21 protein-coding genes are annotated in these 25,099 nt (G+C 54.7%); 11 read left to right on the top strand and 10 right to left on the bottom strand.

Annotated elements, in window-relative coordinates; all coding sequences use genetic code 11:
• Positions 1–128: 128 nt before the first annotated feature.
• Complete coding sequence (locus GM154_RS18115; protein WP_074827508.1) at positions 129–1,250, bottom strand: branched-chain amino acid ABC transporter substrate-binding protein; 1,122 nt, start codon at positions 1,248–1,250, stop codon at positions 129–131.
• A 281-nt stretch (positions 1,251–1,531) separates the two neighbouring features.
• Between GM154_RS18115 and GM154_RS18120 the strand changes: the two genes are divergently transcribed.
• On the top strand, positions 1,532–1,846 hold the full coding sequence (locus GM154_RS18120; protein ID WP_074827507.1) for a DUF2288 domain-containing protein: 315 nt from the start codon (positions 1,532–1,534) through the stop codon (positions 1,844–1,846).
• 15 nt (positions 1,847–1,861) lie between these two features.
• On the opposite strand, the gene phnE is transcribed toward GM154_RS18120, so the two are convergent.
• From phnE to GM154_RS18145, 5 genes are all read right to left on the bottom strand, one after another.
• Entirely contained in the window at positions 1,862–2,626 is a 765-nt protein-coding gene (gene phnE / locus GM154_RS18125; protein WP_074827505.1) for a phosphonate ABC transporter, permease protein PhnE, read from the bottom strand.
• Positions 2,627–2,628: 2 nt separating this feature from the next.
• Positions 2,629–3,450, bottom strand: a complete 822-nt coding sequence (locus GM154_RS18130) for an ABC transporter permease (protein WP_019365896.1) — start codon at positions 3,448–3,450, stop codon at positions 2,629–2,631.
• Positions 3,444–4,244 (bottom strand): phosphonate ABC transporter ATP-binding protein, encoded by an 801-nt coding sequence (locus tag GM154_RS18135; protein WP_019365897.1) that lies wholly within the window; start codon positions 4,242–4,244, stop codon positions 3,444–3,446. Before GM154_RS18135 ends, GM154_RS18130 begins: the two co-directional genes overlap by 7 nt.
• Positions 4,241–5,089 carry a putative selenate ABC transporter substrate-binding protein gene (locus GM154_RS18140; RefSeq protein ID WP_219652984.1) on the bottom strand — a complete coding sequence of 283 codons (849 nt, stop codon included), beginning with the start codon at positions 5,087–5,089 and terminating at the stop codon, positions 4,241–4,243. Before GM154_RS18140 ends, GM154_RS18135 begins: the two co-directional genes overlap by 4 nt.
• A gap of 146 nt (positions 5,090–5,235) precedes the next feature.
• Positions 5,236–7,164 (bottom strand): transglycosylase SLT domain-containing protein, encoded by a 1,929-nt coding sequence (locus GM154_RS18145; protein WP_010797691.1) that lies wholly within the window; start codon positions 7,162–7,164, stop codon positions 5,236–5,238.
• Positions 7,165–7,381: 217 nt separating this feature from the next.
• Here GM154_RS18145 and GM154_RS18150 point away from each other — a divergent pair, with 217 nt between their 5' ends.
• The gene (locus tag GM154_RS18150; RefSeq protein WP_074827500.1) at positions 7,382–9,301 is read left to right on the top strand and encodes an ATP-binding cassette domain-containing protein; all 1,920 of its coding nucleotides are present in this window, start codon (positions 7,382–7,384) and stop codon (positions 9,299–9,301) included.
• Between the two features lie 32 nt (positions 9,302–9,333).
• Here the strand turns inward: GM154_RS18150 and GM154_RS18155 are convergent, their stop codons facing one another.
• Positions 9,334–9,768: a universal stress protein gene (locus GM154_RS18155; RefSeq protein ID WP_010797693.1), complete on the bottom strand. Its 435-nt coding sequence runs from the start codon at positions 9,766–9,768 to the stop codon at positions 9,334–9,336.
• 491 nt (positions 9,769–10,259) lie between these two features.
• Here GM154_RS18155 and fadB point away from each other — a divergent pair, with 491 nt between their 5' ends.
• From fadB to GM154_RS18185, 6 genes are all read left to right on the top strand, one after another.
• Positions 10,260–12,407, top strand: a complete 2,148-nt coding sequence (gene fadB / locus GM154_RS18160; protein WP_219652985.1) for a fatty acid oxidation complex subunit alpha FadB — start codon at positions 10,260–10,262, stop codon at positions 12,405–12,407.
• Between the two features lie 27 nt (positions 12,408–12,434).
• Positions 12,435–13,610, top strand: a complete 1,176-nt coding sequence (fadA, locus tag GM154_RS18165; protein WP_219652986.1) for an acetyl-CoA C-acyltransferase FadA — start codon at positions 12,435–12,437, stop codon at positions 13,608–13,610.
• A 60-nt stretch (positions 13,611–13,670) separates the two neighbouring features.
• Positions 13,671–13,922 (top strand): DUF1653 domain-containing protein, encoded by a 252-nt coding sequence (locus GM154_RS18170; RefSeq protein WP_010797696.1) that lies wholly within the window; start codon positions 13,671–13,673, stop codon positions 13,920–13,922.
• Between the two features lie 144 nt (positions 13,923–14,066).
• Positions 14,067–16,679: a type I DNA topoisomerase gene (gene topA / locus GM154_RS18175; protein WP_219652987.1), complete on the top strand. Its 2,613-nt coding sequence runs from the start codon at positions 14,067–14,069 to the stop codon at positions 16,677–16,679.
• 93 nt (positions 16,680–16,772) lie between these two features.
• Positions 16,773–17,291 (top strand): DUF6586 family protein, encoded by a 519-nt coding sequence (locus GM154_RS18180; RefSeq protein WP_125888970.1) that lies wholly within the window; start codon positions 16,773–16,775, stop codon positions 17,289–17,291.
• Between the two features lie 146 nt (positions 17,292–17,437).
• Positions 17,438–17,674 (top strand): hypothetical protein, encoded by a 237-nt coding sequence (locus GM154_RS18185; protein ID WP_010797699.1) that lies wholly within the window; start codon positions 17,438–17,440, stop codon positions 17,672–17,674.
• Here GM154_RS18185 and sulA read toward each other — a convergent pair whose 3' ends face one another.
• On the bottom strand, positions 17,675–18,145 hold the full coding sequence (gene sulA / locus GM154_RS18190) for an SOS-induced cell division inhibitor SulA (RefSeq protein WP_010797700.1): 471 nt from the start codon (positions 18,143–18,145) through the stop codon (positions 17,675–17,677).
• A gap of 30 nt (positions 18,146–18,175) precedes the next feature.
• Complete coding sequence (lexA, locus tag GM154_RS18195) at positions 18,176–18,787, bottom strand: transcriptional repressor LexA (protein ID WP_010797701.1); 612 nt, start codon at positions 18,785–18,787, stop codon at positions 18,176–18,178.
• A gap of 170 nt (positions 18,788–18,957) precedes the next feature.
• On the opposite strand from lexA, the gene GM154_RS18200 reads away from it, so the two are divergent.
• From GM154_RS18200 to GM154_RS18210, 3 genes are all read left to right on the top strand, one after another.
• Complete coding sequence (locus GM154_RS18200) at positions 18,958–19,665, top strand: TetR/AcrR family transcriptional regulator (protein ID WP_019365906.1); 708 nt, start codon at positions 18,958–18,960, stop codon at positions 19,663–19,665.
• Positions 19,666–19,770: 105 nt separating this feature from the next.
• Positions 19,771–20,769, top strand: a complete 999-nt coding sequence (gene nagZ / locus GM154_RS18205; protein WP_219652988.1) for a beta-N-acetylhexosaminidase — start codon at positions 19,771–19,773, stop codon at positions 20,767–20,769.
• Positions 20,770–20,778: 9 nt separating this feature from the next.
• Entirely contained in the window at positions 20,779–21,516 is a 738-nt protein-coding gene (locus GM154_RS18210) for an S-methyl-5'-thioinosine phosphorylase (protein WP_010797704.1), read from the top strand.
• Positions 21,517–21,562: 46 nt separating this feature from the next.
• On the opposite strand, the gene mfd is transcribed toward GM154_RS18210, so the two are convergent.
• Positions 21,563–25,012: a transcription-repair coupling factor gene (gene mfd, locus GM154_RS18215; protein ID WP_219652989.1), complete on the bottom strand. Its 3,450-nt coding sequence runs from the start codon at positions 25,010–25,012 to the stop codon at positions 21,563–21,565.
• Between the last annotated feature and the right edge of the window lie 87 nt (positions 25,013–25,099).

Raw genomic sequence — 25,099 nt, forward strand, 5'->3', positions numbered from 1 at the left:
ATAGCGGCCACAGTGCTTTTGGCGTCTTGGCACGCCTACTCATTTGGAATGAACAAAGCCCACGGAGGATACCGTGGGCTTTTGAGGACGTTTGCCAGACAACGTGCTGGCAAGTTCCTGCTTAACGGTTACTTGGCTTCGGTCTTGGTGCCGTCGGCGTGCCACTCATAGACGACAAATTCGAAGTTTTTCAGGTCGCCTTTTTCGTCAAACGCCAGGTCGCCTGTAGGTGTGCTGAACGTATTGCTGCGCAGGGCCTCTGCTACAGCATCGGTTTCAGTGTTGCCTGCCTTCTTGATGCCATCAGCAATAACTTGCACGGCTGCGTAGGAGGGGAAGACGAACGGGCCGCTCGGATCCTGCTTCTTGGCTTTGAATGCTTCAACCAGGGCTTTGTTTTTCGGATCCTGATCGAAAGAGCGGGGAAGGGTTACAAGCATGCCCTCTGAGGATTTGCCTGCAATGGCGGAAATTTCAGAGTTACCCACACCTTCCGGCCCCATGAAGCGAACTTTCAAGCCTTTTTCCTGTGACTGGCGCATCAGAAGGCCGAGCTCCGGGTGATAGCCGCCGTAATAGACGAAATCCACACCCGCCTGCTTCAGCTTGGAGATCAGAGAAGAAAAGTCCTTGTCGCCGGCATTGATACCTTCGAATACGGCAACTTTGACATTGGCGCCTTCAAGTGTCTGCTTGACGGCCGTGGCAATGCCTTCACCGTACTGCTGCTTGTCGTGGATGATGGCGACTGTCTTGGGCTTGATATGCTCGGCTATATATTTGCCGGCAGTAGGGCCTTGCATGTTGTCAAGACCAATGGTGCGGAAGATCAGTTTATGTCCGCGTGCCGTGAGATCAGGGCTGGTTGATGCTGGGGTGATCATCAGGATGCCTTCGTCTTCGTAGATATCGGACGCCGGCTGGGTGGAGCTGGAGCACAGGTGGCCAACCACGAATTTCACTTCGTCATTGACGATCTTGTTGGCAACGGCAACCGCTTGCTTGGGGTCACACGCATCGTCGTAGACTACGCCTTCGAGCTGCTGGCCATTGACGCCGCCAGCCTTATTGATTTGCTCGATAGCCATTTTGGCGCCGACAAATTCCATTTCCCCATATTGCGCTACAGGGCCGGTAACCGGGCCGGCCAGAGCGATTTTTATTGTATCGGCAGCGACGCTGTAGCTGGTGAGTCCAGCCAGGGCCATAGCGGCGAATAGTCGGGAAAGACGCTGAGTTGCCTTATTCATAGTGCTCCACTCGAAATGCTTATTGGTTTTGGCAGATCACAAACGTTTATTGCAGTATTTATTCTTATTGCTGGCTTTCTTGTTATGACGATAAATCGGCATCGCAACGTGCGGAGTGTAGAGTGCCGATCACGGAATTGAAAAGTGGCACATCGACTGTATCGATACACTTTGTCGCATCATGTATCGGATACGAGCCGAAACCGGGCTGAAGACATGTCAATCCTGTCGACAATAAGCGACAGCCGCTATCATGTCGCTTTATTTTTAGGGGTGACGTGATGTCCGAAACCAGCACTCTGTACGCTACGCTGTTGGGCCAGACCGCTGAAATCTCATGGCAAGAGTTACAGCCGCACTTTGCCAAGGGTTCGTTGCTTCGGGTGGATGCCGAGATAGACTTGATAGAGGCGGCAGAAGCCATTGTTCAGGACAATACAGGCAAGGTTTCTGCCTGGCTGACGTCCGGGCAAATGGCCAAGGTGGCCGAGGATGAGGCACGGGGTTTTCTGGTAAGCGATCCAGTCTTTTGGGCAGTGGTCGTTGCGCCCTGGGTGCTTATACAGGCTAGAAACGGTAACAGCGGCGAGGCATGAGACCGCCAGGGTGGATCAATGATTGATCCACCGCTGACGGATCCAGGCACTAAAAGCGTCCACCAGCAGTACCAGGGTCAGCATGGCCAGGATAATGGTTGCAGCCTGAGCGAGTTGAAACAGGCTGAGGCTGATTTGAAGCATTTGTCCTAGGCCGCCAGCGCCCACGAATCCCAATATCGTCGCCATGCGGATATTGTTTTCCCAGCGATAGAGAATATAGGCAAGCAGCTGAGGCCAGACGCTTGGCAGAATGCCATAGGCGAAGGCGGCAAGGCGTCCGCCGCCAGCCAGTCTGATCGCATCGCTGGGGGCGGACGGAGTGTTTTCCAGCGCCTCGGCAAACAGGCGACCCAGTACACCCGCCGTATGCAGTGCTAATGCAAGCGTGCCGGCGTTGGGCCCTAGCCCTGCAGCCAGTACCATCAGTGCCGCCCACACCAGTTCCGGGACGGCGCGGAGGGCATTGAGCAAGAACCGCGCAACTGCTTTGAATAGAGTACCGAGTCGGCCTGCCGCAGGCAGGGCCAGTATTATGCCAAACAGGGCTGCCAATAGGGTTCCCATGGCTGACATGGCCAGTGTTTCCAGGCAGGCCCAAGCGATGGCGTATAGGTGACTGCGGGAAAAGTCCGGGGTAAGAAATCCGTTGGCAAATTTTGCCATTTGCGCAAGAGAGGTCCGCGAAAACAGCTCGATAAAATTCGTCTCAAGGTAAGCAAAGGACGAGGCAATGGCGGCTAGTACTACGATAACGGCGGCAAGACCCTTGATTTTCATCGTTACGGCTCTCGCAGCAAGCGGCTGATCAGGTCGGCCAGCATGACCAGTATCAGAAAGGTCAGCATCAGGCTGGCAACTTCTCCGCCAGCAAACATTCGCAGAGACAGATCGACCTGTTGCCCCAGCCCGCCAGCGCCGACAAATCCCATGACGACCGATGCACGGATAGCACACTCCCAGCGGTAGATCGTATAGGAGATCATTTCGCCGCTGGCGGCCGGTAGCAGTCCATATGCGAATGCCTGAAGTCGCGAGCTGCCACCCAAGAGCAATGCTCGCGTCGCGTCAGCAGGTACGGATTCGAAAATCTCAGCGTACACCTTGCCCAGCATGCCACCGTACGTGATGGCAATGGCCAGGACGCCCGCAGTTGGACCCAGGCCTACCGCTCGTACAAATAACAAGGCCCAGACAATTTCAGGAATGCTGCGCAGAATTACAAGAACGATACGTACCGTATTGCGAGTCGCCTGACCCAGCCACGAAGGGCGTCCTTGCCGATGAAGCGCGGAGATGGAAAGCGAGCGTGTTGCCAGCAGGGCTGCTGGAAAGGCGATCACCCAGGCGAGCGTCATGCCGGCCGTGGCAATGGCTAGGGTTTCCAGCGTGGCTTTGCCAACTATCGAGAGAAACTCCGAATCGTAGGCTAGCGGCCAGAATCCTGCCAGAAAGCTACCCATGATTCTGGCGTTCTCGCCGGTGAGCAAACCAGGAATATCCAGCTCGGACAGGTGAAGCCCAGGCCAGAGCAGTATGATTGCCAGCAGGCTGATGCCTAGACGAGGCAGGGCGGCAGGATCACGCGAGGGGGCAATCAGCATCGCGGTGGTGTGGCAGGCATGAAATAAACACTGGATGAGTTCTCTGGTGCCAATTGCTCATTGGCATACAACTGCTCCAGATCATCGGAGGTAACGGCTTGCGTTGCTTTGTCGAATACAATAACGCCTTGGCGTAGCCCAATGATTCGCGGAAAGTGTTTGAGCGCCAGCTCTACGCTGTGCAGGCTGGCAATCAGCGTTGCGCTTCGTGTTTCGGCCTCACGAGCGAGAATGGTTAGTGTATGGCTGGCAAGTACCGGATCCATGGCGGAGACAGGCTCATCCGCCAGTATCAGCTCAGGCGCCTGGTATAACACGCGGGCAATGCCGACGCGCTGGAGCTGGCCCCCCGAGAGCTGATCGCAACGCTGATACAGCTTTTCTGACAGGTCCAGCTTTGCCAGAGCCTGTTGGGCGCCCGGACGATCCAGTGGATAGACAAGGCTGACCAGGCTCTTCCATAAAGGCCATTGGCCCAGGCGCCCAGCCAGTACCGCCGTTACGACGCGTTGCCGCGCCGGGAGGGGAGGTGCCTGGTGAATCAGACCGATATGGGCACGAAGTGACTTCAATCGGGACACGCTCAATGACCACGGATCGGTCTGCAATACGGTGAGCTGTCCTGCCGTTGGCTTATGGCTTGTCGCCATCAGGCGGAGCAAGCTGGTCTTGCCTGCTCCAGAAGGGCCAATCAGTGCTACGCGTTCACCTTTGGTGATCTTCAGGTCAAGCTTTGAAAGCGCGCGATGCCCATTGGCGTGAAGAAGCTCCACGCCAGCTAACTGGACGCTCACTTCAACAGACCGGCCGCACGTGCAGAGCCTTCGATGCCCTTATAGTTTTCAGGAGAAGTTTCTACAAAACGACTGGCTGCCTGTAGATCCAGAATGGCTTTGTCTTCAGGCTTCGAAGGATCCAATGCAAGAAAGGCCGCCTTGATTTTGGCCGCCAGTTGCGGATCCAGATTGCCTCTGACGGTCCAGTTGTAATCGTAATAGGGCGGAGTGGTCGCGAAGACCTTGACCTTGCTTGTGTCTACTTTCTTGGCATCAACCAGCTTCTGCCAGACCGAAGCGTTCAAAACGCCTCCATCCACTTTTCCAGCCTGTACCCAGGCGGCAGTTGCATCATGGGCTCCAGAATAGGCTATACGTGAGAAAAACTGCTCCGGTATTATTCCTTCCTGCTGCATGAAGTAACGGGGCATCAGGCTGCCGGAGGTCGAAGAGATCGAGCCAAAGGCGAACGTTTTGCCTTTTAGGTCTTGAACCGATTTGACGTTTGGATCAGCTGTAATGAATTTGCTGGTGAATTTCTGATCTTCTTCCCGTTGTACCAGCGGATTCATGGGCGCTTTGAGTTGGGCCTGGACAAAGGTAAAGCCACCCAACCATGCCATGTCCAGTCTGTCAGAGGCCAGCGCTTCGACCACGCCTGCATAATCGGAGACCGGCACGAAGGTAACAGGCATGCCAATCTGCTTTTCCAGGTACTCTCCCAGCGGTTTGAACTTGCGAAGCAATTCGGTAGGTGCTTCATCCGGGATAGCCGAGACGCGTAGTGCATCTGCTGCCTGGGTAAGAAGGGAAGTGGCGCACAGGGTAAGACCGGCCACGAGGGCCAGGGAACGCTTCAACATGAGTTTCTCCGGTTCAATAGCGGAAAAAATAGAGCCGCGAAGTATACGGAGATTGACGAAATTTCACAGCCGCTTAATGGCACCCTGGTGTGGCGACGTGTAACGAGGCAGGAGCTGCAAAGCTATTGCAGCTCCTGCTTAAGTCATCAAGTTTCGTCAAAGAAGCGTTCGTGCCACTCTACCAGTGGCTGAGGCGTATTGAGTTTTTGGCCGTAGATGACCGCATACGCTAGCACGTTTTGGACATATTGACGGGTTTCGTCAAACGGAATGGTTTCTACCCAGACATCGAACGCCAAGTGCCGGGCGTCCTTCAGCCATCTTTTTACACGTCCGGGACCGGCGTTATAAGCCGCTGAGGCTAGAACACGGTTACCGTTGAATTGTGCATGAACCATGCTCAGGTAAGCGGTGCCCAGCTGGATGTTTGTGTCCGGTTGCAGGGCTGATTGAGGGCTGGCCAATGGAATAGAAAACTTGCTGGCAGTATGTTTTGCCGTCGCAGGCATCAACTGCATCAAGCCCATGGCTCCCACGCCTGAACGGGCATCGGCCATGAAGCCGCTCTCTTGCCGGGTGATAGCGAAGACCCAGCTGCTATGCAAGCCTCGCTGGCGCGCTTCACGAACGAAACTGTCGCGGTAGGCGATAGGGAAGCGGATGTCCAGATCGTCCCAGTACTTGGCTTGGCTAATTGAGCGAATAGCCGGGAAATACCATTGCATGTCGTAGGCCATGCGGGCCTGGGCAACCAATTCGTCCCGGTTGAAGCTGCGGCTGACATGAAACCACTCGCGCCGCGCATTTACAAATTCACCACGTGCATAGAACTCGAGCGCGCGCTGAATACCAGGCGTGGTGCGTACGCGGTTGCGAAGGCTATTGCTCAGTACGAGCGGACGATTGTTCAGCTGATAAGGCGCCTTGATGCGGTCGGCTGCTAGAAAGCCGTAGAAATCGCGCTCACGCGAGACTGGCTGGTAATCAGCCAGTACGCTTGAGCTTTGCGGCTGAGACAGCTCCAAGGTACGGGCGCGCCAGTATTGCCAGCGGTTGGTTTCCAGAAGCGATGGAGGAAACCGCTGGATTAACTGGTAAGTCTCTTTCCAGCGGGCCAGACGCAGTAGAAGGCGCGCACGCCATTCGCTGACCGTGTCATCACGGAGTTCCGGATCGTAACGCTCCATGAGCGGAAGGGCTCGTGGGTCAAAGTTCTTGGCCAGGGTCAGCCCGATCTCACGCGCAATGGATACTTTTTCGTCGCGCGAAAAGGGCAGGCGCTGACTATAGGTATCGAGTAGGCCCAATGCTTTCTCGGGATCCTGTTTGGCAAGGCGTCGCAAACCCAGACCAACCACATCGGCCATGGGCTCGCTGGCAGGTGTGAAGCGCTGCACATCGGCTAGCTGTTGGGGTTTCTGAGCGATATCGCTCATCAGGTTGGCAAGTGAGCCCAGGGTGGGCATCTGCTGTCCCAAATGGGTGACTAGCCCGTAATTACGCGCTTCGGCCGCCAGCTTGGCACGTTTCCAAACCATGCTTTCAGGCATCTGGCCGCGAGCAGCCCAGGCACTGAAAAGGCCATCACAGGCGGCTGGTTGTGACTTGCCTACCAGCCAGAGCTTTTCCGCTGTCTTGAAGGGTTGTGTTGTCTGGCCTTCCTGAATCTGGTGCTGGGCATTCAGGCAATCCAGTTCGGTAAAGTTGAGCTTGGAGTCATAGTAGCGGTCAAAGGTACTCCAATCGCCGCGCTCGGAGAGCCAGCGCAGCCAGCGCAGCTTCATCCAGTTTGCCTGCGGGAGATCGCCATGCTCGGCAAGAAAGGCTTCTATTTCTGTATTGCTGGCGTTCTTGAGGCGTGCGGTCAGCTCGTCATATTGCAGGTAGGGCTCCAGGGGATACCCTTGCAACGCATTGCGTGACTGCAAATAGAGACTGGCATCTCCCTTGGCCAGCGCTGCCTTGGCTTGGTCGTATAGGAGACGTTGTTGCTCAATGGGGGCCGCGTGAGCGGTTTCCAATCCAATGAGAGAAGCAAAGACACAGGTCAACAGCTTGAACAGACGGCCGCGCATGAGATTCCCGGAGAAGACTGCTGGTACATGCGGCTCGGCCGCACAAAGGCGATTACTTTAGCTTGTCGGCCATTACGACGAAAGCGTATGAGCTACCAACGGTCAGGCTAATAATCTTGTCGTCATGGGTACGAAAACATTAAGTGCCGTCGGTAGGAAAACATGCAGTTCGTACGGATGGGCACTAGAATGCACGTCCTTTTTCTTGGAGATGCCTATGACCTTGCTCAAATTCACCGGCGTATCCCTGGCTTTCGGTGCCATGCCATTGCTGGACGGAGTGTCCTGGCAGATTGCTCGGGGTGAGAGAGTCTGCGTGATCGGGCGCAACGGTACTGGCAAGTCCAGCATGCTGCGCCTGGTCAAGGGCGAGCAGATGCCAGACGATGGCGAGATCTGGCGTGCTCCGGCGCTGAAGATCGGAGAGTTGCCCCAGGAGTTGCCTCGGGCAGATGATCGTACCGTATTCGATGTTGTGGCCGAGGGATTGACTGGCGTAGGGGAGTTGCTGGCGGAGTATCATCGACTGTCCCAGAACATTCACACTGACGAAGACCTGACGCGTCTGATGCGCGTTCAGCAGGATTTGGAAGCCAAGGATGGCTGGCGACTGCAGCAGCTGGTCGAGAGCACGCTGAGCCGCCTTCAGTTGCCTGCAGAAAAGACCCTTGCAGAGCTTTCCGGAGGCTGGCGTCGGCGTGTGCTATTGGCGCAGGCCCTGGTGGCCGAACCTGACTTGCTGTTGCTCGATGAGCCAACCAACCATCTGGATATCGGGGCTATTGCCTGGTTGGAAGAGGCCTTGAGTCAATATCCGGGTGCGATTCTGTTTATCACCCACGACCGAGCCTTCCTGCAAGCCCTGGCGACACGTATTCTTGAGTTGGATCGGGGCCATCTCATCGACTGGCAGGGCGATTACGCCAGTTTTCTGGTGCATAAAGAGCAGCAGCTTGCAGCGGAAGAGACTGCCAACGCACTGTTCGATAAGCGTCTGGCTCAGGAAGAGGTCTGGATTCGTCAAGGCATCAAGGCTCGACGTACCCGCAACGAAGGGCGAGTGCGTGCATTGAAGGCCATGCGCTTTGAACGCAGCGAACGACGCGAACGCCAGGGTAAGGCAAATCTGCAGCTGGAAACCGCCGACAAGTCTGGAAAACAGGTCATTGTTGTCGAGCACGTGGATTACGCCCATCCAGGCAGCGAACCCATTATCCGTGATTTTTCCCTGGTGGTGCAGCGAGGCGACCGGATGGGCTTGTTAGGCCCCAACGGCTCTGGAAAGACAACGCTGCTCAAACTGCTGCTGGGTGACCTTGAGCCGACAGCAGGAAAAATCGTGCATGGCACCAAGCTTGAAGTGGCCTATTTCGATCAGTTGCGACATGCGCTTGAGCCTGAAAAAACCGTCATCGACAATATGGCTGAAGGACGTGAAATCATCACGATCAACGGTCAGGATCGTCATGTCCTCAGTTACCTGGGAGATTTCCTGTTTAGCCCACAGCGTGCCCGGACGCCCGTGAAAGCGCTTTCAGGTGGCGAACGTGCCCGACTGCTGCTAGCGAAGCTGTTCAGCAAGCCGGCCAATCTGCTGGTGCTCGACGAACCCACCAACGATCTGGATGTGGAGACGCTGGAACTGTTGGAAGAAGTGCTTCTGAGCTTTGAGGGCACCGTGCTGATGGTCAGTCACGATCGGGCGTTTCTTGATAACGTCGTAACCAGCACCCTGGTGTTTGAAGGCGAGGGCCTCGTGCGCGAGTACGTCGGAGGCTATCAGGATTGGCTACGTCAAGGTGGATCGCCTCGCTTGTTAGGTGCGACAGGGTCGAAAATGGAGGCCAAGTCGGATGCGGCGGCCACTCAAGCGACGCCAGTAGAAGCATCCAAGGCAGCAGCGCAGCAGGCGCCGGCCCGTAAAAAGCTCAGTTATAAGGATCAACGCGAGCTGGATGCCTTGCCGACACAGATCGAGGCGACGGAAAACGAGCTGGCGAGACTGCAAAGCCAGATTTCCGATCCGGCGTTCTACCAGCAGCCGCTTGAAACGACGCGTGTCGTTGTTGAGCGCTTCGAGGCTTTACAGCGTGAGCTCGATCAGCTGCTGGAGCGATGGGCTGAACTGGAAGAATGAAAAAAGGGCTCCTGAGGGAGCCCTTTTTAGTGTTACTTCCGGGTCAGGGAGACCGCTAAAGTGTCACACGGGGCACCATGTAACAAGTCATTGGCGGTCGAGCCCAGAAGAAGGGCAAGGCCATGGCGGCCGTGGCTGCCTACAACGATCAGATCACAGGCATTTTCGCGAGCAAAGCGGTGGATTTCCTGGCGAGGCTGCCCATAGGCCAACTGGCACTGGCCCTCCAGAAGACTGTATTGCGCAACAAAGCTGTCCAAGCGCTCACGGGACTGTTCGATCTGCTGTTGTTGAAGGGAAGAAAGGTCCATGGGCACGTCACCGCCGAACGCCATAGCCATTGGTTCGACCACATGGACCAGGGAAACCTTGCTTTGGAGGCCGGTAGCCAAGTCGACAGCACGACGGATTACGGCATGGCATTCATCAGTCAGGTCGATGGCTACCAGAATGTGTTTATAAGACATTTTATTTCTCCTCCTTAAGGATGGCGAACATTTCAAGTATGGCCTGTCTGGTGCGGCTCGCACCTGCTATCCAGATACCGTTTGGACCGCATTTCGCGGTACTTGCTCCTTGCTGCGGGTGTTGCGCCTCGCTGTTGTTAACAGATCGCTGCGCCAATTGCACCTATCCTTTGTAGAGATTGACGATTTTTCCGCTCCATGCCCTCTGGGTTCAATGGGTTGTTATGCCACGTTAACGCATGGGTCGAATTGACATAACGCAGGTTTTGAATGATCGTGTAGGGGCTGTCAAACACTTGTATGAATCAGATGTTTGTCTTGCGGGCCCTGTAGTGCTCGGGCAGAGAAGAGAAGGTTGCCGCAAGGTATAGCTTTCGCGTTTCGCCCGGGCTTAACGAATCCTAGTATCACGCCATGCAGTTGGCTGCCTGCCTGAATGGGCAACAAGGCTTGGATGTGAGTGTTCCGCTTCCACGTATGGAGATCAGTTGATGATTTACGAAGGTAAAGCCATCACGGTTAAGGCTCTAGAAAACGGTATCGCCGAGTTAAAGCTTGATCTTACTGGCGAGTCGGTCAATAAATTTAATCGCCTGACCTTGAACGAGCTGCGCCAGGCTGTCGATGCCCTCAAGGCCGACACTTCGGTCAAGGCCGTCATTCTCAGTAGCGGAAAGGATGTTTTCCTCGTAGGGGCAGACATCACCGAGTTTGTCGAAAGTTTCCGTATGCCAGACGAGGATCTGCTGGCAGGGAACCTCGAGATCAATCAGATCTTCAATGACTTTGAAGACCTCAACGTCCCTACCGTAGCGGCAATTAACGGCATCGCGCTTGGCGGTGGCCTTGAAATCGCCATGGCTGCCGACTTCCGGGTCATGAGCGAGACCGCAAAGGTTGGTCTGCCAGAAGTAAAACTGGGCATTTATCCCGGTTTTGGCGGGACTGTTCGGTTGCCTCGTCTGATCGGTAGCGACAATGCCATCGAGTGGATTGCTTCGGGCAAAGAGAACTCTGCTGCCGAGGCGCTCAAGGTCGGTGTCGTAGATGCAGTTGTTGCACCCGACAAATTGCAGGCCGCGGCGTTGGATCTGGCACGTCGAGCCATTTCTGGCGAGCTTGACCACAAGGCCCGTCGTCAGCCCAAGCTTGAAAAGCTCAAGCTAAACCCCATTGAAGCCATGATGGCATTCGAGTCGGCCAAAGGCTACGTTGCAGGTCAGGCGGGTCCGAATTATCCCGCGCCAGTAGAAGCGATCAAGACCATCCAGAAGGCCGCTAATTTCGGACGAGAGAAGGCGCTTGAAGTCGAAGCCAAAGGCTTCGTGAAGCTCGCCAAGACAATTGTTTCGCAAAGCCTGATCGGTCTGTTCCTGAATGATCAGCTGCTCAAGAAAAAGGCTAAGGTTTACGATCAGCAGGCGGGTGAGATCAAACAGGCCAGCGTCTTGGGGGCAGGTATCATGGGCGGTGGTATCGCCTATCAGTCTGCGCTCAAAGGCACGCCGATTCTCATGAAGGATATCCGTGAGGAAGCCATTCAGCTCGGTCTTGATGAAGCGAGCAAGCTTCTCAACAAGCGCGTCGAGAAGGGCCGTCTCGAGCCGGTGAAAATGGCTGAAGCGCTCAATCGTATTCGCCCCACTTTGTCCTATGGCGACTTCAAGTCGGTGGATATCGTGGTTGAGGCTGTTGTTGAGAATCCCAAGATCAAGCAGGCTGTGCTGGCAGAGGTCGAAGATCAGGTTGGTGAAGAAGCCATTCTGGCGTCCAATACTTCGACCATCTCGATCAGCTTGCTTGCACAAGCCCTGAAGCGTCCTGAAAATTTCTGCGGTATGCACTTCTTCAATCCGGTGCACATGATGCCTCTGGTTGAAGTAATCCGCGGCGAAAAGACCAGCGAAAAAACGATTGCGACCACTGTGGCCTATGCCAAAAAAATGGGTAAGAACCCTATCGTGGTCAATGATTGTCCGGGCTTTCTGGTCAATCGGGTGCTGTTCCCTTATTTCGGTGGTTTTGCTGGCCTGATCGGGCAGGGCGCTGATTTCCAGCGTATCGACAAACTCATGGAAAAGTTTGGCTGGCCTATGGGGCCGGCTTACTTGATGGATGTTGTAGGGATGGATACGGCGCATCATGCCCGTGATGTGATGGCGGAAGGCTTCCCTGACCGGATGAAAGAGTCCCGCAAGACCGCTGTTGATGCGCTGTACGAGGCTAAACGTCTTGGACAGAAGAACGGCAAAGGGTTCTATGTGTACGAGACCGATAAAAAGGGCAAGCCAAAGAAAGTCGCTGATGCAGAAACCTACGCCTTGCTCAAGCCTGTCGTGTATGAGCAGCGCGATTTCACGGATGATGAAATCGTTCAGCGCATGATGATTCCGCTGTGCCTGGAAACGGTTCGTTGCCTGGAAGATGGCATTGTCGAGTCGGCTGCAGAGGCGGACATGGGATTGATCTATGGCATTGGCTTCCCTCCCTTCCGAGGCGGTGCGCTGCGTTATATCGATTCCCTGGGCGTTGCCGAGTTCGTGGCACTGGCCGACCAGTATGCAGACCTGGGGCCGCTGTATCACCCGACTGAAAAGCTGCGCGAAATGGCCCGTAACGGCCAGTCCTTCTTTGGTTAACGCAGACAGTACAGAGCGAGAATTCTTATGAGCCTGAATCCAAGAGACGTTGTTATCGTCGACTTTGGCCGCACACCGATGGGTCGCTCCAAGGGTGGCATGCACCGTAATACCCGGGCAGAAAACATGTCTGCCCATCTGATTACCCAGCTTCTGGCACGCAATCCGCAAATCAACCCGGCAGAAGTGGAAGATGTGATCTGGGGGTGCGTAAACCAGACGCTCGAGCAAGGCTGGAACATTGCGCGAATGGCGTCCTTGATGACGCCCATCCCTCATACTAGCGCAGGGCAGACCGTAAGCCGGCTCTGCGGGTCTTCGATGAGCGCACTGCATACAGCGGCGCAGGCCATCATGACCGGTAATGGGGATGTGTTCGTGGTAGGTGGCGTCGAGCATATGGGACATGTCAGCATGATGCATGGCGTTGACCCTAACCCGCATCTGTCGCTTTATGCTGCAAAGGCCTCTGGCATGATGGGGCTCACAGCAGAGCTGCTGGGCAAGATGCACGGCATTACCCGGGAGGCACAGGATAAGTTCGGCTACCGTTCGCACCAGTTGGCTTGGAAGGCCACTCAGGAGGGTGCGTTCAAGGACGAAATCATCCCCATGGAAGGACATGATGAAAATGGCTTCCTGAAGATGTTTAACTATGACGAGACCATCCGTCCTGATACAACAGTGGAAGGCTTGGCTGAGCTCAGACCTGCGTTTAATCCAAAGGATGGTACAGTAACTGCAGGTACGTCATCCCAGATCACCGACGGCGCCTCCTGTATGATTGTGATGTCCGGCCAGCGGGCAATGGACCTTGGCCTGCAGCCACTGGCGCGTATTCGAGCCATGGCGGTTGCTGGTGTAGACCCTGCGATCATGGGTTATGGTCCTGTTCCGGCTACCCAGAAGGCCCTCAAGCGTGCAGGGCTGTCGATGGGCGACATTGACTATGTCGAACTCAATGAGGCTTTCGCAGCCCAAGCATTACCGGTGCTGAAAGACCTCAAGCTCCTCGATAAGATGGACGAAAAGGTCAATCTTCATGGTGGGGCCATCGCGTTAGGTCATCCCTTTGGTTGCTCTGGAGCCCGTATTTCCGGCACGCTATTAAATGTCATGAAACAAAAGGGTGGTGCACTGGGCGTAGCAACCATGTGTATCGGCCTGGGTCAAGGCATTACGACGGTGTTCGAACGCGTCTGAGAATGGCGTTTATGCTACCGAAACCGGGGCCTGGCCCCGGTTTTTCTTTCTGGAGGGAACATGTCCTTACAACCTGGGCTCTATCGGCATTACAAGGGGCAGGAGTACCGTGTCCTGGGCGTAGCCAAACATTCTGAAACGGAAGAGGAGCTTGTTTTTTACCAGGCGTTGTATGGTGAATACGGCCTTTGGGCGCGTCCGCTCAGCATGTTTCTGGAAAGCGTCGAGGTGGACAGCGAGCGTGTTCCCCGCTTTGCTTTAGTAAAGGTTGAGGAGAATCCGTTAGGGCTTGCCGATAACGCGCAGCCTTGACCTTGCTCCAACAGCCACTATATATAGCGGGGCCGTACAGCCACGCTGTCATGGTTCGTCAGTCACTGCCTCACTGCCAAATGTCTGTCAGACTGTCTCGCCTTTCTCTTTACATCTTTTAATAACGCAGGAATCAACCGATACATGGGCAAATCGCTGGTCATCGTGGAATCCCCGGCCAAGGCCAAGACCATCAACAAGTATTTGGGCAACCAGTACGTGGTGAAGTCGAGTATCGGCCATATCCGTGACCTGCCTACCAGTGGGTCGGCAGGCGCGTCAAAAGAGTCCGCCACGAAAGGACGCAAGTCTGCTGCCGAAGCTCCAGCCCTTTCTCCAAAGGAAAAGGCCAAGCGCCAGCTTATCGCTCGCATGGGGGTCGACCCTGAGCATGGCTGGAAGGCGCACTACGAGATCCTGCCTGGAAAGGAAAAGGTGATCGAAGAGCTCAAGCGTCTGGCTAAGGAAGCTGACACTGTTTATCTCGCAACCGACTTGGACCGCGAAGGGGAAGCCATTGCCTGGCATCTTCGTGAGGCCATCGGCGGAGACGAAAGCCGATTCAAGCGGGTCGTCTTCAACGAAATCACTAAAAAAGCGATTCAGGATGCGTTCTCCAAGCCGGGCGAGCTGGATATCAATCGAGTCAATGCTCAGCAGGCCAGGCGCTTTCTGGACCGTGTAGTAGGCTACATGGTCTCGCCTCTGCTATGGCAGAAGATCGCCCGAGGGCTTTCGGCTGGACGTGTTCAGTCCGTTGCGGTCAAGCTGCTTGTGGAGCGTGAGCGGGAAATTCGTGCCTTCGTCCCTGAAGAGTACTGGGAAGTTCACGCCGATTTGGCGAACCCCAAGAATGCCAAGGCGCGTTTTGAGGTCGTCCGGCAAAACGGCGAAGCATTCAAGCCGTTGAACGAGGCGCAGGCAAGTGCTGCCGTCGAGAAGTTAAAGGCTTCCAGCTACAGCATTAGCAAGCGTGAAGACAAGCCTACCAGCAGCCGACCTTCCGCTCCGTTCATTACATCGACTTTACAACAGGCTGCCAGCAATCGGCTGGGCTTTGGTGTAAAGAAAACCATGATGATGGCCCAGCGTCTTTACGAGGCGGGTTATATCACTTACATGCGTACCGATTCGACGAACCTGTCCAACGATGCCATTACCATGGCTCGGGCGTTTATCGAAAATGAATTCGGCGACAAATACTTGCCGGCCAAGCCTAATTTCTACAGCAGCAAGGAAGGTGCGCAGGAGGCTCACGAAGCAATTCGTCCGTCTGACGTAAACACGCGTCCTGACCAGCTGTCTGGCATGGAGCGAGACGCCGAACGCTTGTACGATTTGATCTGGCGTCAGTTCATTGCCTGTCAGATGCCTCCTGCGGAATATCTTTCTACGACCGTTACGGCAAAGGCCGGTGAGTTTGAGTTGCGCGCCAAAGGGCGAATCCTCAAGTTCGATGGCTTTACCCGAGTTCTATCGCAACAGAGCAAGCCTGGCGAAGACGACGTACTGCCCGAAATGAACCAGGGCGATGCCATGAAGCTGCTGAAGCTGGATCCCACTCAGCACTTTACCAAGCCGCCGGCACGTTTCTCCGAGGCCAGTTTGGTCAAGGAGCTGGAAAAGCGCGGTATTGGTCGTCCGTCTACCTATGCAGCCATTATTTCCACGATTCAGGATCGCGGCTATGCCACTGTGCATAATCGCCGTTTCTACGCGGAAAAGATGGGTGACATTGTTACTGACCGGCTGGGCGAGAGCTTCTCTGACCTCATGGATTATGGTTTTACCGCCAGCATGGAAGGTGATCTCGATACCGTAGCGCAGGGCGAGCTTGACTGGAAAAACCTGCTGGATGAGTTCTATAGCGATTTCAAGAAAAAGCTAGAAGCCGCCGAGAGCGCTGAAGGGGGGATGCGTGCAAATGTGCCGACTCTCACGGATATCCCTTGTCCGACGTGTAGCCGGCCGATGATGATTCGTACCGCTTCAACGGGTGTATTCCTTGGATGCTCGGGTTATAGCCTGCCGCCCAAAGAGCGTTGCAAAGGAACGATCAACCTTGTTCCGGGTGATGAAATTGCTGAGGACGACGAAGGCGAGTCGGAATCGCGTGTGCTGCGCGGCAAGCACCGCTGCGATATTTGCGGAACCGCGATGGATGCTTACCTGATTGACGAGCATCGCAAGCTCCACATCTGTGGCAATAACCCAGATTGCTCGGGTTATGAAGTTGAAACCGGTAACTATCGCATCAAGGGCTATGAAGGGCCCTCACTGGAGTGTGACAAGTGCGGCAGTGAAATGCAGCTCAAGACGGGTCGTTTCGGCAAATTCTTTGGATGTACCAATCCTGAGTGCAAGAATACGCGCAAGCTGCTGAAGAACGGCGAGCCGGCTCCGCCCAAGATGGATGCCATTGCAATGCCTGAGCTCAAGTGCGAGAAAGTCAACGATACGTATGTATTGCGAGACGGAGCTTCAGGTCTGTTCCTGGCGGCCAGCCAGTTTCCAAAGAATCGCGAGACTCGCGCACCGTTGGTCAGCGAGCTGTTGCCGCACAAGGATGAAATCGATCCGAAATACCATTATCTATTAAGTGCACCGGCCAAAGACCCGGACGGCCGCTCTGCTGTTATTCGCTTTAGTCGCAAGACGAAGGAGCAATACGTACAGACAGAAGAGAATGGTAAGCCGACCGGTTGGAAAGCCTATTTCGATAATGGGAAGTGGAAGGTAGAAGACAAGCGTAGCTGATGCGCTGTATCTGGTTGCCAGGCCTGCAAGCCTGGCAATCGGTGTCTGTGTAGCGGGGCAGCTGGCACCACTTTGCCTTGGGAGGATTCAGGCATGTCTCATGAGATCTATACTCGTACCAACCAGAAGTTGTACTTCGCCGGTTTAAGCCTTGAATCGTGGCGCAGGGCGGAGCACGAGCAGAGCATGAATGCCCAGGGGCAGATTCAGGCCGAGCGAGAGGCAACGTTGTTTCATTTGTATGGTGCTGTTTTGGGGTTGTGTCACGAAGTGGCAGGTTATTACCGCCTGCCTAACGCCCAGGCTGCCTCAATCGATCAGTTTTTAAATCCACAAGCTTTGAAAGATTCGCCAAGTCCTGAGTTGGCTGAATTGTTTGAGTTGGCAAGTCATCAGCAAACATGGCTGGCTCAATTGCTGGATGGGTTCTCCGCATTGCAAAAACCACCGCAGCCTATCAAGCAAGCTAAGGTTGATCCTGGTCTGCCGCTGATTGAGTCGGTTACGCTTGATGAAGAGAAGAGGCTGCTGAGCCATACTGAGCTCGAGGCCTGGAGAAAAAACATCAAGGAGTTGGCGCTGCGCTTTCGTGGTTCATTGACCGAATGGTGAGGCACAGACGCCAAAAATGTGTAGATTTTCTTGATTGAAGAGCTGTCTTGCAACATTTTAGTCTTTATTGCATTACGTTAATCGATAGAGCCTAGGGAAGGGCAGGTGCGACTGCTACAATGCCAGCGCCTGCTGGAGATGCACATATGTCTACGTCTTATCTTGAAATTGTCGAACTGGCTGATGGCCGTATCGTTCTTCGCCGTGCCGATGGTGAAGAGGCACTGGTGACATTGGAGTTTTCTTCCGATGCAAAGGATTTTCTGCATGGCCAGCAAGTTGAAGTGGCTAAAGCCATGTTCAATTTGGGTGTGCAGATGGCGGGGCGTCTAGCCGAAGGAGATATGATAGAACGCGAAGATACTCCCCGCGTTCTTCATTGATCAGCCCAAGCGAATGTTAAGGCTTTGGGCGTTGCCTGTCTGAGCGGCCAAAGCCAGCTTTTTCTTCTCGGAAGTCTTCATGCCGTGGAGCCAGCTCACCACGGTATGGCTTCTTCCTGAACGTAAGGCTTCACAAGCAAGCTCTAGTGTTTGCATGCTCTGACGTGGTTGCAGCAGCAGGATTCTATTTAGATTCAAATCCCTTGAGCGCAGCCACTTTGTCGTTAGCAGCGTCGGAGGTGCTATCAGTGTCAGCCACCGGGGATCCTGTTCGTCACTCAACTCCCGCAGCATGGGTGCTAGCAAATGCAGGCAATGGTCTTGAGCGCCGTTTAGAGTCACTTCACTAAAGCAATCAGGCAAAGTCGCCGCCTGAATAGGTCCAGCCAAAAAAGGATTGAGCGACGGTTGAACCAGTGCGTCGTGAAACAACGGCAACTGTCCATGATCCGGCGGCAATAAAGATTGCACTGAACACCTCCTTATAGATACGTTGACTCGTTAACGCCTGATGACACCTACGCTCAGGCCTTCGATTACTAGATCCTGCTTATTGAGGTCCACCTCAATAGGCTGGAAATCAGGGTTTTCAGCAATCAGCCAAACCTTGTTGCCCTCACGTTTGAACCGCTTGACCGTAACTTCTTCTCCGACACGAGCAACCACGACTTGCCCGTTGCGTGCCTCACGAGTGACGTGAACCGCCAGAAGGTCACCATCAAGAATACCAATGTTCTTCATGCTCATGCCTTCTACCTTGAGAAGGTAATCCGCACGTGGTTGGAAGAAGTCAGGGTTAATATTGCAATTTTCTTCCACGTGCTGCTGGGCCAGGATTGGCGCGCCTGCAGCGACACGACCGATGACAGGGAGTTCACTGTCAGAAGGTTTCTGTGTTTCCAGTCCAGGAATGCGGATTCCGCGAGAGGCACCAGGCGTCATTTCAATAGCGCCTTTACGTGCAAGCGCCTTGAGGTGCTCCTCTGCCGCATTCGGGGATTTGAAGCCAAGCTCCTGAGCGATTTCCGCACGGGTGGGCGGGAATCCGTTTTCTTCAAGGCAGCGCTTGATGAAGCTCAGGATTTCAGACTGTCTCGGAGTTAGTTTTAGCATGATAGGTGTCTGGCTTTATATACAGTTCCTGGGATTATATACAGTATTGGTTTGAGGGCAACCGACTTTTTATCAGCCAAATGCCATTACGGCACTTAGCTATCCCAGGCATTGACTCAGGAATGTTTTAAACATATGTTTAAAACATTTTATGATCAGGTAGTTAAGCGATGGCTCAATCTGAAACGGTCGAGCGGATATTGGATGCCGCTGAACAACTTTTTGCTGAGCGTGGCTTTGCTGAAACATCGCTCCGCCTGATAACCAGCAAGGCGAATGTAAACCTTGCAGCAGTGAATTATCACTTCGGCTCGAAGAAATCCCTTATCCAGGCGGTATTCTCTCGTTTTCTGGACCCTTATTGCGCGTGTCTGGAAAATGAGCTGGACCGACGGTACGGCAAGTCTGGGACCAAGGCAGACCTTGAGGAGCTTCTTTATCTGCTGGTAGATCAGGCGTTAGCCATCAAACCGCGTCACGGTAATGATCTTTCCATTTTCATGCGGCTTTTAGGGCTGGCATTCAGTGAGAGCCAGGGGCATCTGAAGAAATACCTCGAAGAGGCATACGGACGCGTTTTTCGTCGCTACATGGAGCTGGTTGCCATGGCTGCGCCTGCCATTCCTCCGCTGGAGCTGTTCTGGCGCGCTCACTTCATGATAGGGGTGGCTGCATTCAGCATGTCAGGTATCAAGGCTTTGAAGGCCATGGCTGATAATGATTTTGGTGTACATACGTCAACGGAGCAGGTATTGCGTTTGATGGTGCCTTTCATGGCCAGTGGCATGCTGGCGGAGAGTGCAATGACGGATCAGGCTCTGGCATCTGCGCAATTCAAGCCCCGCAAGCCTGTCAGTCAGGATGCTCAGCGCTTCTGAGTGAGGATATGCCAGCGCTTTCAGCAAAGGCATTACTGACACATTGATTGAAACGAGTTGAAAGGGCACCATGCCGCACTTGTTTTCTGTGCCTCAGGAATGCCTATGCAAGGCTCATTAATGGTGGACATTGGCGGCACATGGCTGACCGCTGAAGACCGACTTCTCCTACGCCAGCCCGAAGTGGGTGGGCTCATTCTTTTTGCTCGCAATATCGAGCATCCTCGCCAAGTGCGTGAGCTATGTGAAGCCATACGCGCCGAGCGGCCGGAGTTGCTATTGGCTGTCGACCAGGAGGGCGGCCGCGTCCAGCGACTTCGACAGGGCTTTGTACGTCTGCCTGCCATGCGGCGATTTGCCGATCATCTAGAGGCCGATCGCCTTGCCGAGGCATGCGGGTGGATAATGGCAACCGAAGTGCTGGCCGTCGGGCTCGACTTCAGCTTTGCTCCGGTTCTGGATCTTGATCATGGCCGTAGCGCGGTAATCGGTCAGCGAGCCTTCGAGGGGGCGCCGGACAGGGCGACCGATCTGGCGGGCGCCTTCGTTCGCGGCATGCATGCTGCCGGCATGGCTGCAACCGGCAAGCATTTCCCGGGGCATGGATGGGCAGAAGCCGACTCGCATGTGGCCATTCCCCGTGACGAGCGTAGCCTGGAAGACATCAAGGCCGTTGATCTTGTACCTTTCAAGCGTCTGAGTGGGCAGCTGGAAGCGATCATGCCTGCTCATGTGATCTATCCCTGCGTAGATGAGCAGCCAGCCGGGTTTTCGCGGCAGTGGCTGCAGGACGTGCTTCGCGGCGAGTTGGGTTTCAAGGGTGTTATTTTTAGCGACGATCTATCCATGGCCGGTGCGCATGTTGCTGGTGACGCGGCAGGACGCATAGAGGCTGCCTTGAGTGCTGGCTGTGACATGGGGCTCGTTTGTAATGACCGTGCCGCGGCTGAGCTGGCGCTAACCGCGCTGCAGCGCTTGAAAGCCAAGCCTTCGCAGCGGTTGAAACGCATGAGTGCAAAAGCATTTCCGTCCATTGAATACCGTCAGCATCCTCGCTGGCTTGCGGCTTTATCTACTCTGCGCCAAGCAGGTTTGATTGATTAAGGAGTTTATATGACCGTTTACGCCATTATCGGCGGGACTGGCCTGACGCAGCTGGAAGGTCTGACGCTGGATGAGTCCCTCAGAATAAACACGCCCTATGGCGCGCCTTCGGCGGACATTCTCAAAGGCCATTATGCAGGGCGTGAAGTATTGTTCCTGGCGCGCCATGGTCATCCGCATCGCATCCCGCCTCATCAGGTCAATTATCGCGCCAATATATGGGCGCTCAAGCATGCCGGTGCAGAAGCAATCCTGGCCGTTAATGCGGTAGGCGGTATCCATTCAGCAATGGGTAGCGGGCATCTATGTGTGCCTCACCAGATCGTCGACTATACATGGGGTCGTGAACACACCTTTTTTGAAGGGTCTCTGGAAGCGGTAACCCATATCGATTTCAGCTACCCCTATGATGAGGCGCTTCGCCAGCAATTGATCAGTGCGCTGCGTCAACACGGCTATGCCCACAGTGATCAGGGCGTCTATGCCTGTACACAAGGGCCGCGCCTGGAAACGGCAGGAGAGATCGTTCGCCTGGAGCGTGATGGATGTGACATCGTGGGGATGACAGCCATGCCAGAAGCCGCACTGGCTCGGGAGCAGGATTTGGCTTATGCCTGTTTGGCGTTGGTCGTTAATCCAGCTGCAGGTAAGGTAACTGGCGTTATCACCATGGCTGAAATAGAGCAGGCGCTGCATGAGGGTATAGGTAGGGTTAAAGCAGTACTGGCAACAGTACTGGCAGGTTAAGCCCGACTGGCCGGGCACCTCCTGAGTGCCCGGCCGGTTACCTGGACTAGACGTTTTCCGGGGTCAAGCGCTCGAAAAGTGCCTCAATGATATTGAAACGCTCTTCAGGACGCTCCATCGGTACCTGGAATTTAAAGATGGTTGCACCCTCAAGGCGATACTTGTTGGGCTGGCTTTGTATCATTTTGACCAGTACCAACGGATCAACCTTCGTATCATGAGTGAACTCGATGCGACCGCCTTGCGGGCCGGCATCAACCTTCACAACACCTAGGGCTTCTGCCTTGATCTTCATAAGTGTCAGGCGGACCAGGTTTTTGACGGCATTGGGTAAAAGGCCAAAGCGGTCAATCATTTCGACCTGTAGCTCCTTGAGTGCATCTTCATCGGCTGCAGAAGCAATACGCTTGTACAGAATCAGGCGAGTATGGACGTCTGGCAGATAGTCCTCTGGAATGAGCGCGGGTACCCGCAGATTGATATCCGGACCACCGCCAAGGGGCTGTTCTAGGTTCGGTTGTTCACCTTTGCGAATAGCCTTGACCGCCCGTTCCAGCATTTCCATGTACAGCGTAAAGCCTACAGCCTGGATCTGGCCGCTTTGACCTTCGCCCAGGAGTTCGCCGGCGCCCCGTATTTCAAGGTCATGGGTGGCCAGAATGAAGCCTGCGCCCAGGTCCTGCGCACCAGCAATCGCCTCAAGACGTTTTTCAGCATCAGGCGTCATGCTTTTTCGTGGCGGTGTTAGCAGGTAGGCATACGCCTGGTGGTGACTTCGTCCCACGCGTCCACGCAACTGATGCAGTTGCGCCAGGCCAAACTTGTCTGCACGCTCGATAATGATGGTATTGGCGCTGGGAACGTCAATACCGGTCTCGATAATAGTTGACGCTACCAGCACGTTGAAGCGCTTGTGGTAGAAGTCGCTCATGACCTGTTCCAGTTCCCGTTCGCGCATCTGTCCATGACCAATGCCAATACGGGCCTCCGGCACCAGCTCCGCAAGGTCCCGGGCGCACTTTTCAATGGTCTTTACTTCGTTGTGAAGGTAGTAGACCTGTCCGCCGCGTAGCAGCTCGCGAAGAAGGGCTTCCTTGATAACCGCGTTCTGCTGCTCCATGACGAACGTCCGGACCGACAAACGTCGAGCCGGCGGAGTGGCGATGATGGAAAGATCGCGCATACCTGCAACAGCCATGTTGAGCGTGCGCGGAATCGGTGTGGCCGTAAGGGTCAGAATATCGACTTCGCTACGTAGCGCTTTGAATTGCTCCTTCTGACGCACGCCGAATCGGTGCTCCTCATCAATGATGACGAGTCCCAGATTCTTGAGCTTCACGTCGTCCTGCAGCAGTTTGTGTGTGCCGATAATAATGTCGATATTACCGTCAGCCAGTTCCTGTACGGCCTTTTCACCATCCTTGGCAGACTTGAAGCGAGACATCACCTCGACGCGCACAGGCCAGTCGGCAAAGCGGTCGCGAAAGCTGTTGTAATGCTGCTGCGCCAACAGTGTCGTAGGAACCAGGACGGCCACCTGCTTGCCGCTGTGTACCGCTACAAACGCCGCCCGCATGGCGACTTCGGTCTTGCCAAAGCCTACATCCCCGCAGACCAGACGATCCATGGGCTTGCCTGACAGCATATCCTTGAGTACAGCATCGATAGTAACTTGCTGGTCAGGTGTTTCTTCAAACGGAAAGCCTGCTGCGAAGGTTTCGTAATCCGCCTTGGGATCAGTAAACGCAAATCCTTCCCGAGCGGCTCGACGGGCATATACATCCAGCAGCTCGGCTGCAACATCGCGCACCTGCTCAGCTGCCTTGCGTTTGGCTTTCTGCCAGGTTTCAGAACCTAGTTTGTGTAGTGGAGCAAGCGCGTCGTCAGCGCCTGAATAACGGGCAATCAGGTGCAGGTTGGCAACCGGAACATAGAGCTTCGCTTCGTCTGCATATTCCAATAGTAGAAATTCTTGCGCCTGGCCCTCCAACTCAAGCGTTACCAGACCCATATAACGCCCAACGCCGTGATCGATATGCACGACCGGCGCGCCCTCGCGTAGCTCGGTCAGGTTCTTGACGACGTTGTCACCATGCTCGTTGCGCTTTTCCCGGCGACGACGCTGCATGATACGCTGACCAAACAACGGACTTTCGGCAATGAGGGCTACATCGGGTTTTTCGAGTAGCAAGCCTTCGTCGAGCGGCGCGACTGTAATCAACAAACGCTCGTCAGTTTCCTGAAAATCTTCCCATCCCTCGACCGATGTAGGACGCAAGTTGATACGTGCCAGCAACTCAAGCAGCACCTCCCGACGGCCGGCAGATTCTGCTGTAAACAGGATGCGTCCATCAAACTCAGCCAGGAAATTTTGCAAGGCCGCCAATGGCTGATTAGCCTTGGCCTCAATGGCAAGATTGGGCAGAGGCCGAGCTGAAAAACGCTCACGACCCACGCCCGGCTCGATATCATCGCCACTGATAACAATGCGTGGCCATTGCTTGAGACGAGCGAAGCACTCTTCTACCGGGAGGAAAACTTCAGCCGGTGGTAATAGAGGACGCTCCGGGTCAACGCGACGGTCTTCATAACGGGTCCGTACGTCCGTCCAGAACTGTTCAGATGCCTGCTCGATGCCTGGTAACGAAAAAACCTGTGCGCTCTGGGGCAGGTAATCAAACAGCGTCGACGTCTCATCAAAGAACAGCGGCAAGTAATACTCGATGCCCGCGGGCGTCAAGCCACTCGCCAGATCCTGATAAAGAGGGCTGCGACGATAATCCACATCAAAACGCTCTCGAAAGCGCGCCCTGAACCCTGTGACGGCTTCTTTATGCAGCGGAAATTCTCGAGCAGGAAGCAGTCGGATCGAATCTACCTTGTCGATTGATCGCTGCGTCTCTGGATCAAATGTGCGTAATGTCTCAATTTCGTCATCGAATAAGTCGATTCGGTACGGGAGACTACTGCCCATCGGGAAGAGATCAATCAGTGCTCCACGGACTGTAAATTCGCCATGCTCGTAGACGGTATCGACATAGCGGTATCCGGCTGCCTCCAGGCGAGCCCGCGTAGCCTCTACATCCAGACGTTGTCCCACATCCAGCACAAGACTGCTGCCTAACAGGAAGCGTGTAGGTGCCATACGATGTAGGGCTGTTGCGATAGGCACTACCAAAATGCCGTGATCAAGCTCTGGTAGGCGATAGAGCGCCGCTACGCGTTGGGAAATAATGTCTTGATGCGGCGAGAAAATATCGTAAGGCAACGTTTCCCAATCAGGGAAATGCAGTACGGGAAGCCTCGGGGCAAAGAAGCGCAGTTCTTGCTCCAGGCGTTCGGCGCTCTGGCTGTCCGGCGTTAAAAGTAGGGTGAAGCGTTGGCTGGCAGCGCTTGCAGCCTCGGCAATAGCCAGACTTAGCGCGGCTCCGGGGAGATTTCCCCAATGCTGTCGTCCGGCGGTATCAGGAATTGATGGAATGCGCAAAACGGGCACGCTGGTTAGGCTCCGTTGAAAAAAATCTGAGTTGGGATTGTAACGACGGTCTCGTCTCGCTGTCAGTGCATCGACGCGCGAAGATTG

Source organism: Pseudomonas sp. MAG002Y (assembly GCF_019400845.1).
GTDB classification, from domain to species: Bacteria; Pseudomonadota; Gammaproteobacteria; order Pseudomonadales; family Pseudomonadaceae; genus Chryseomonas; species Chryseomonas luteola.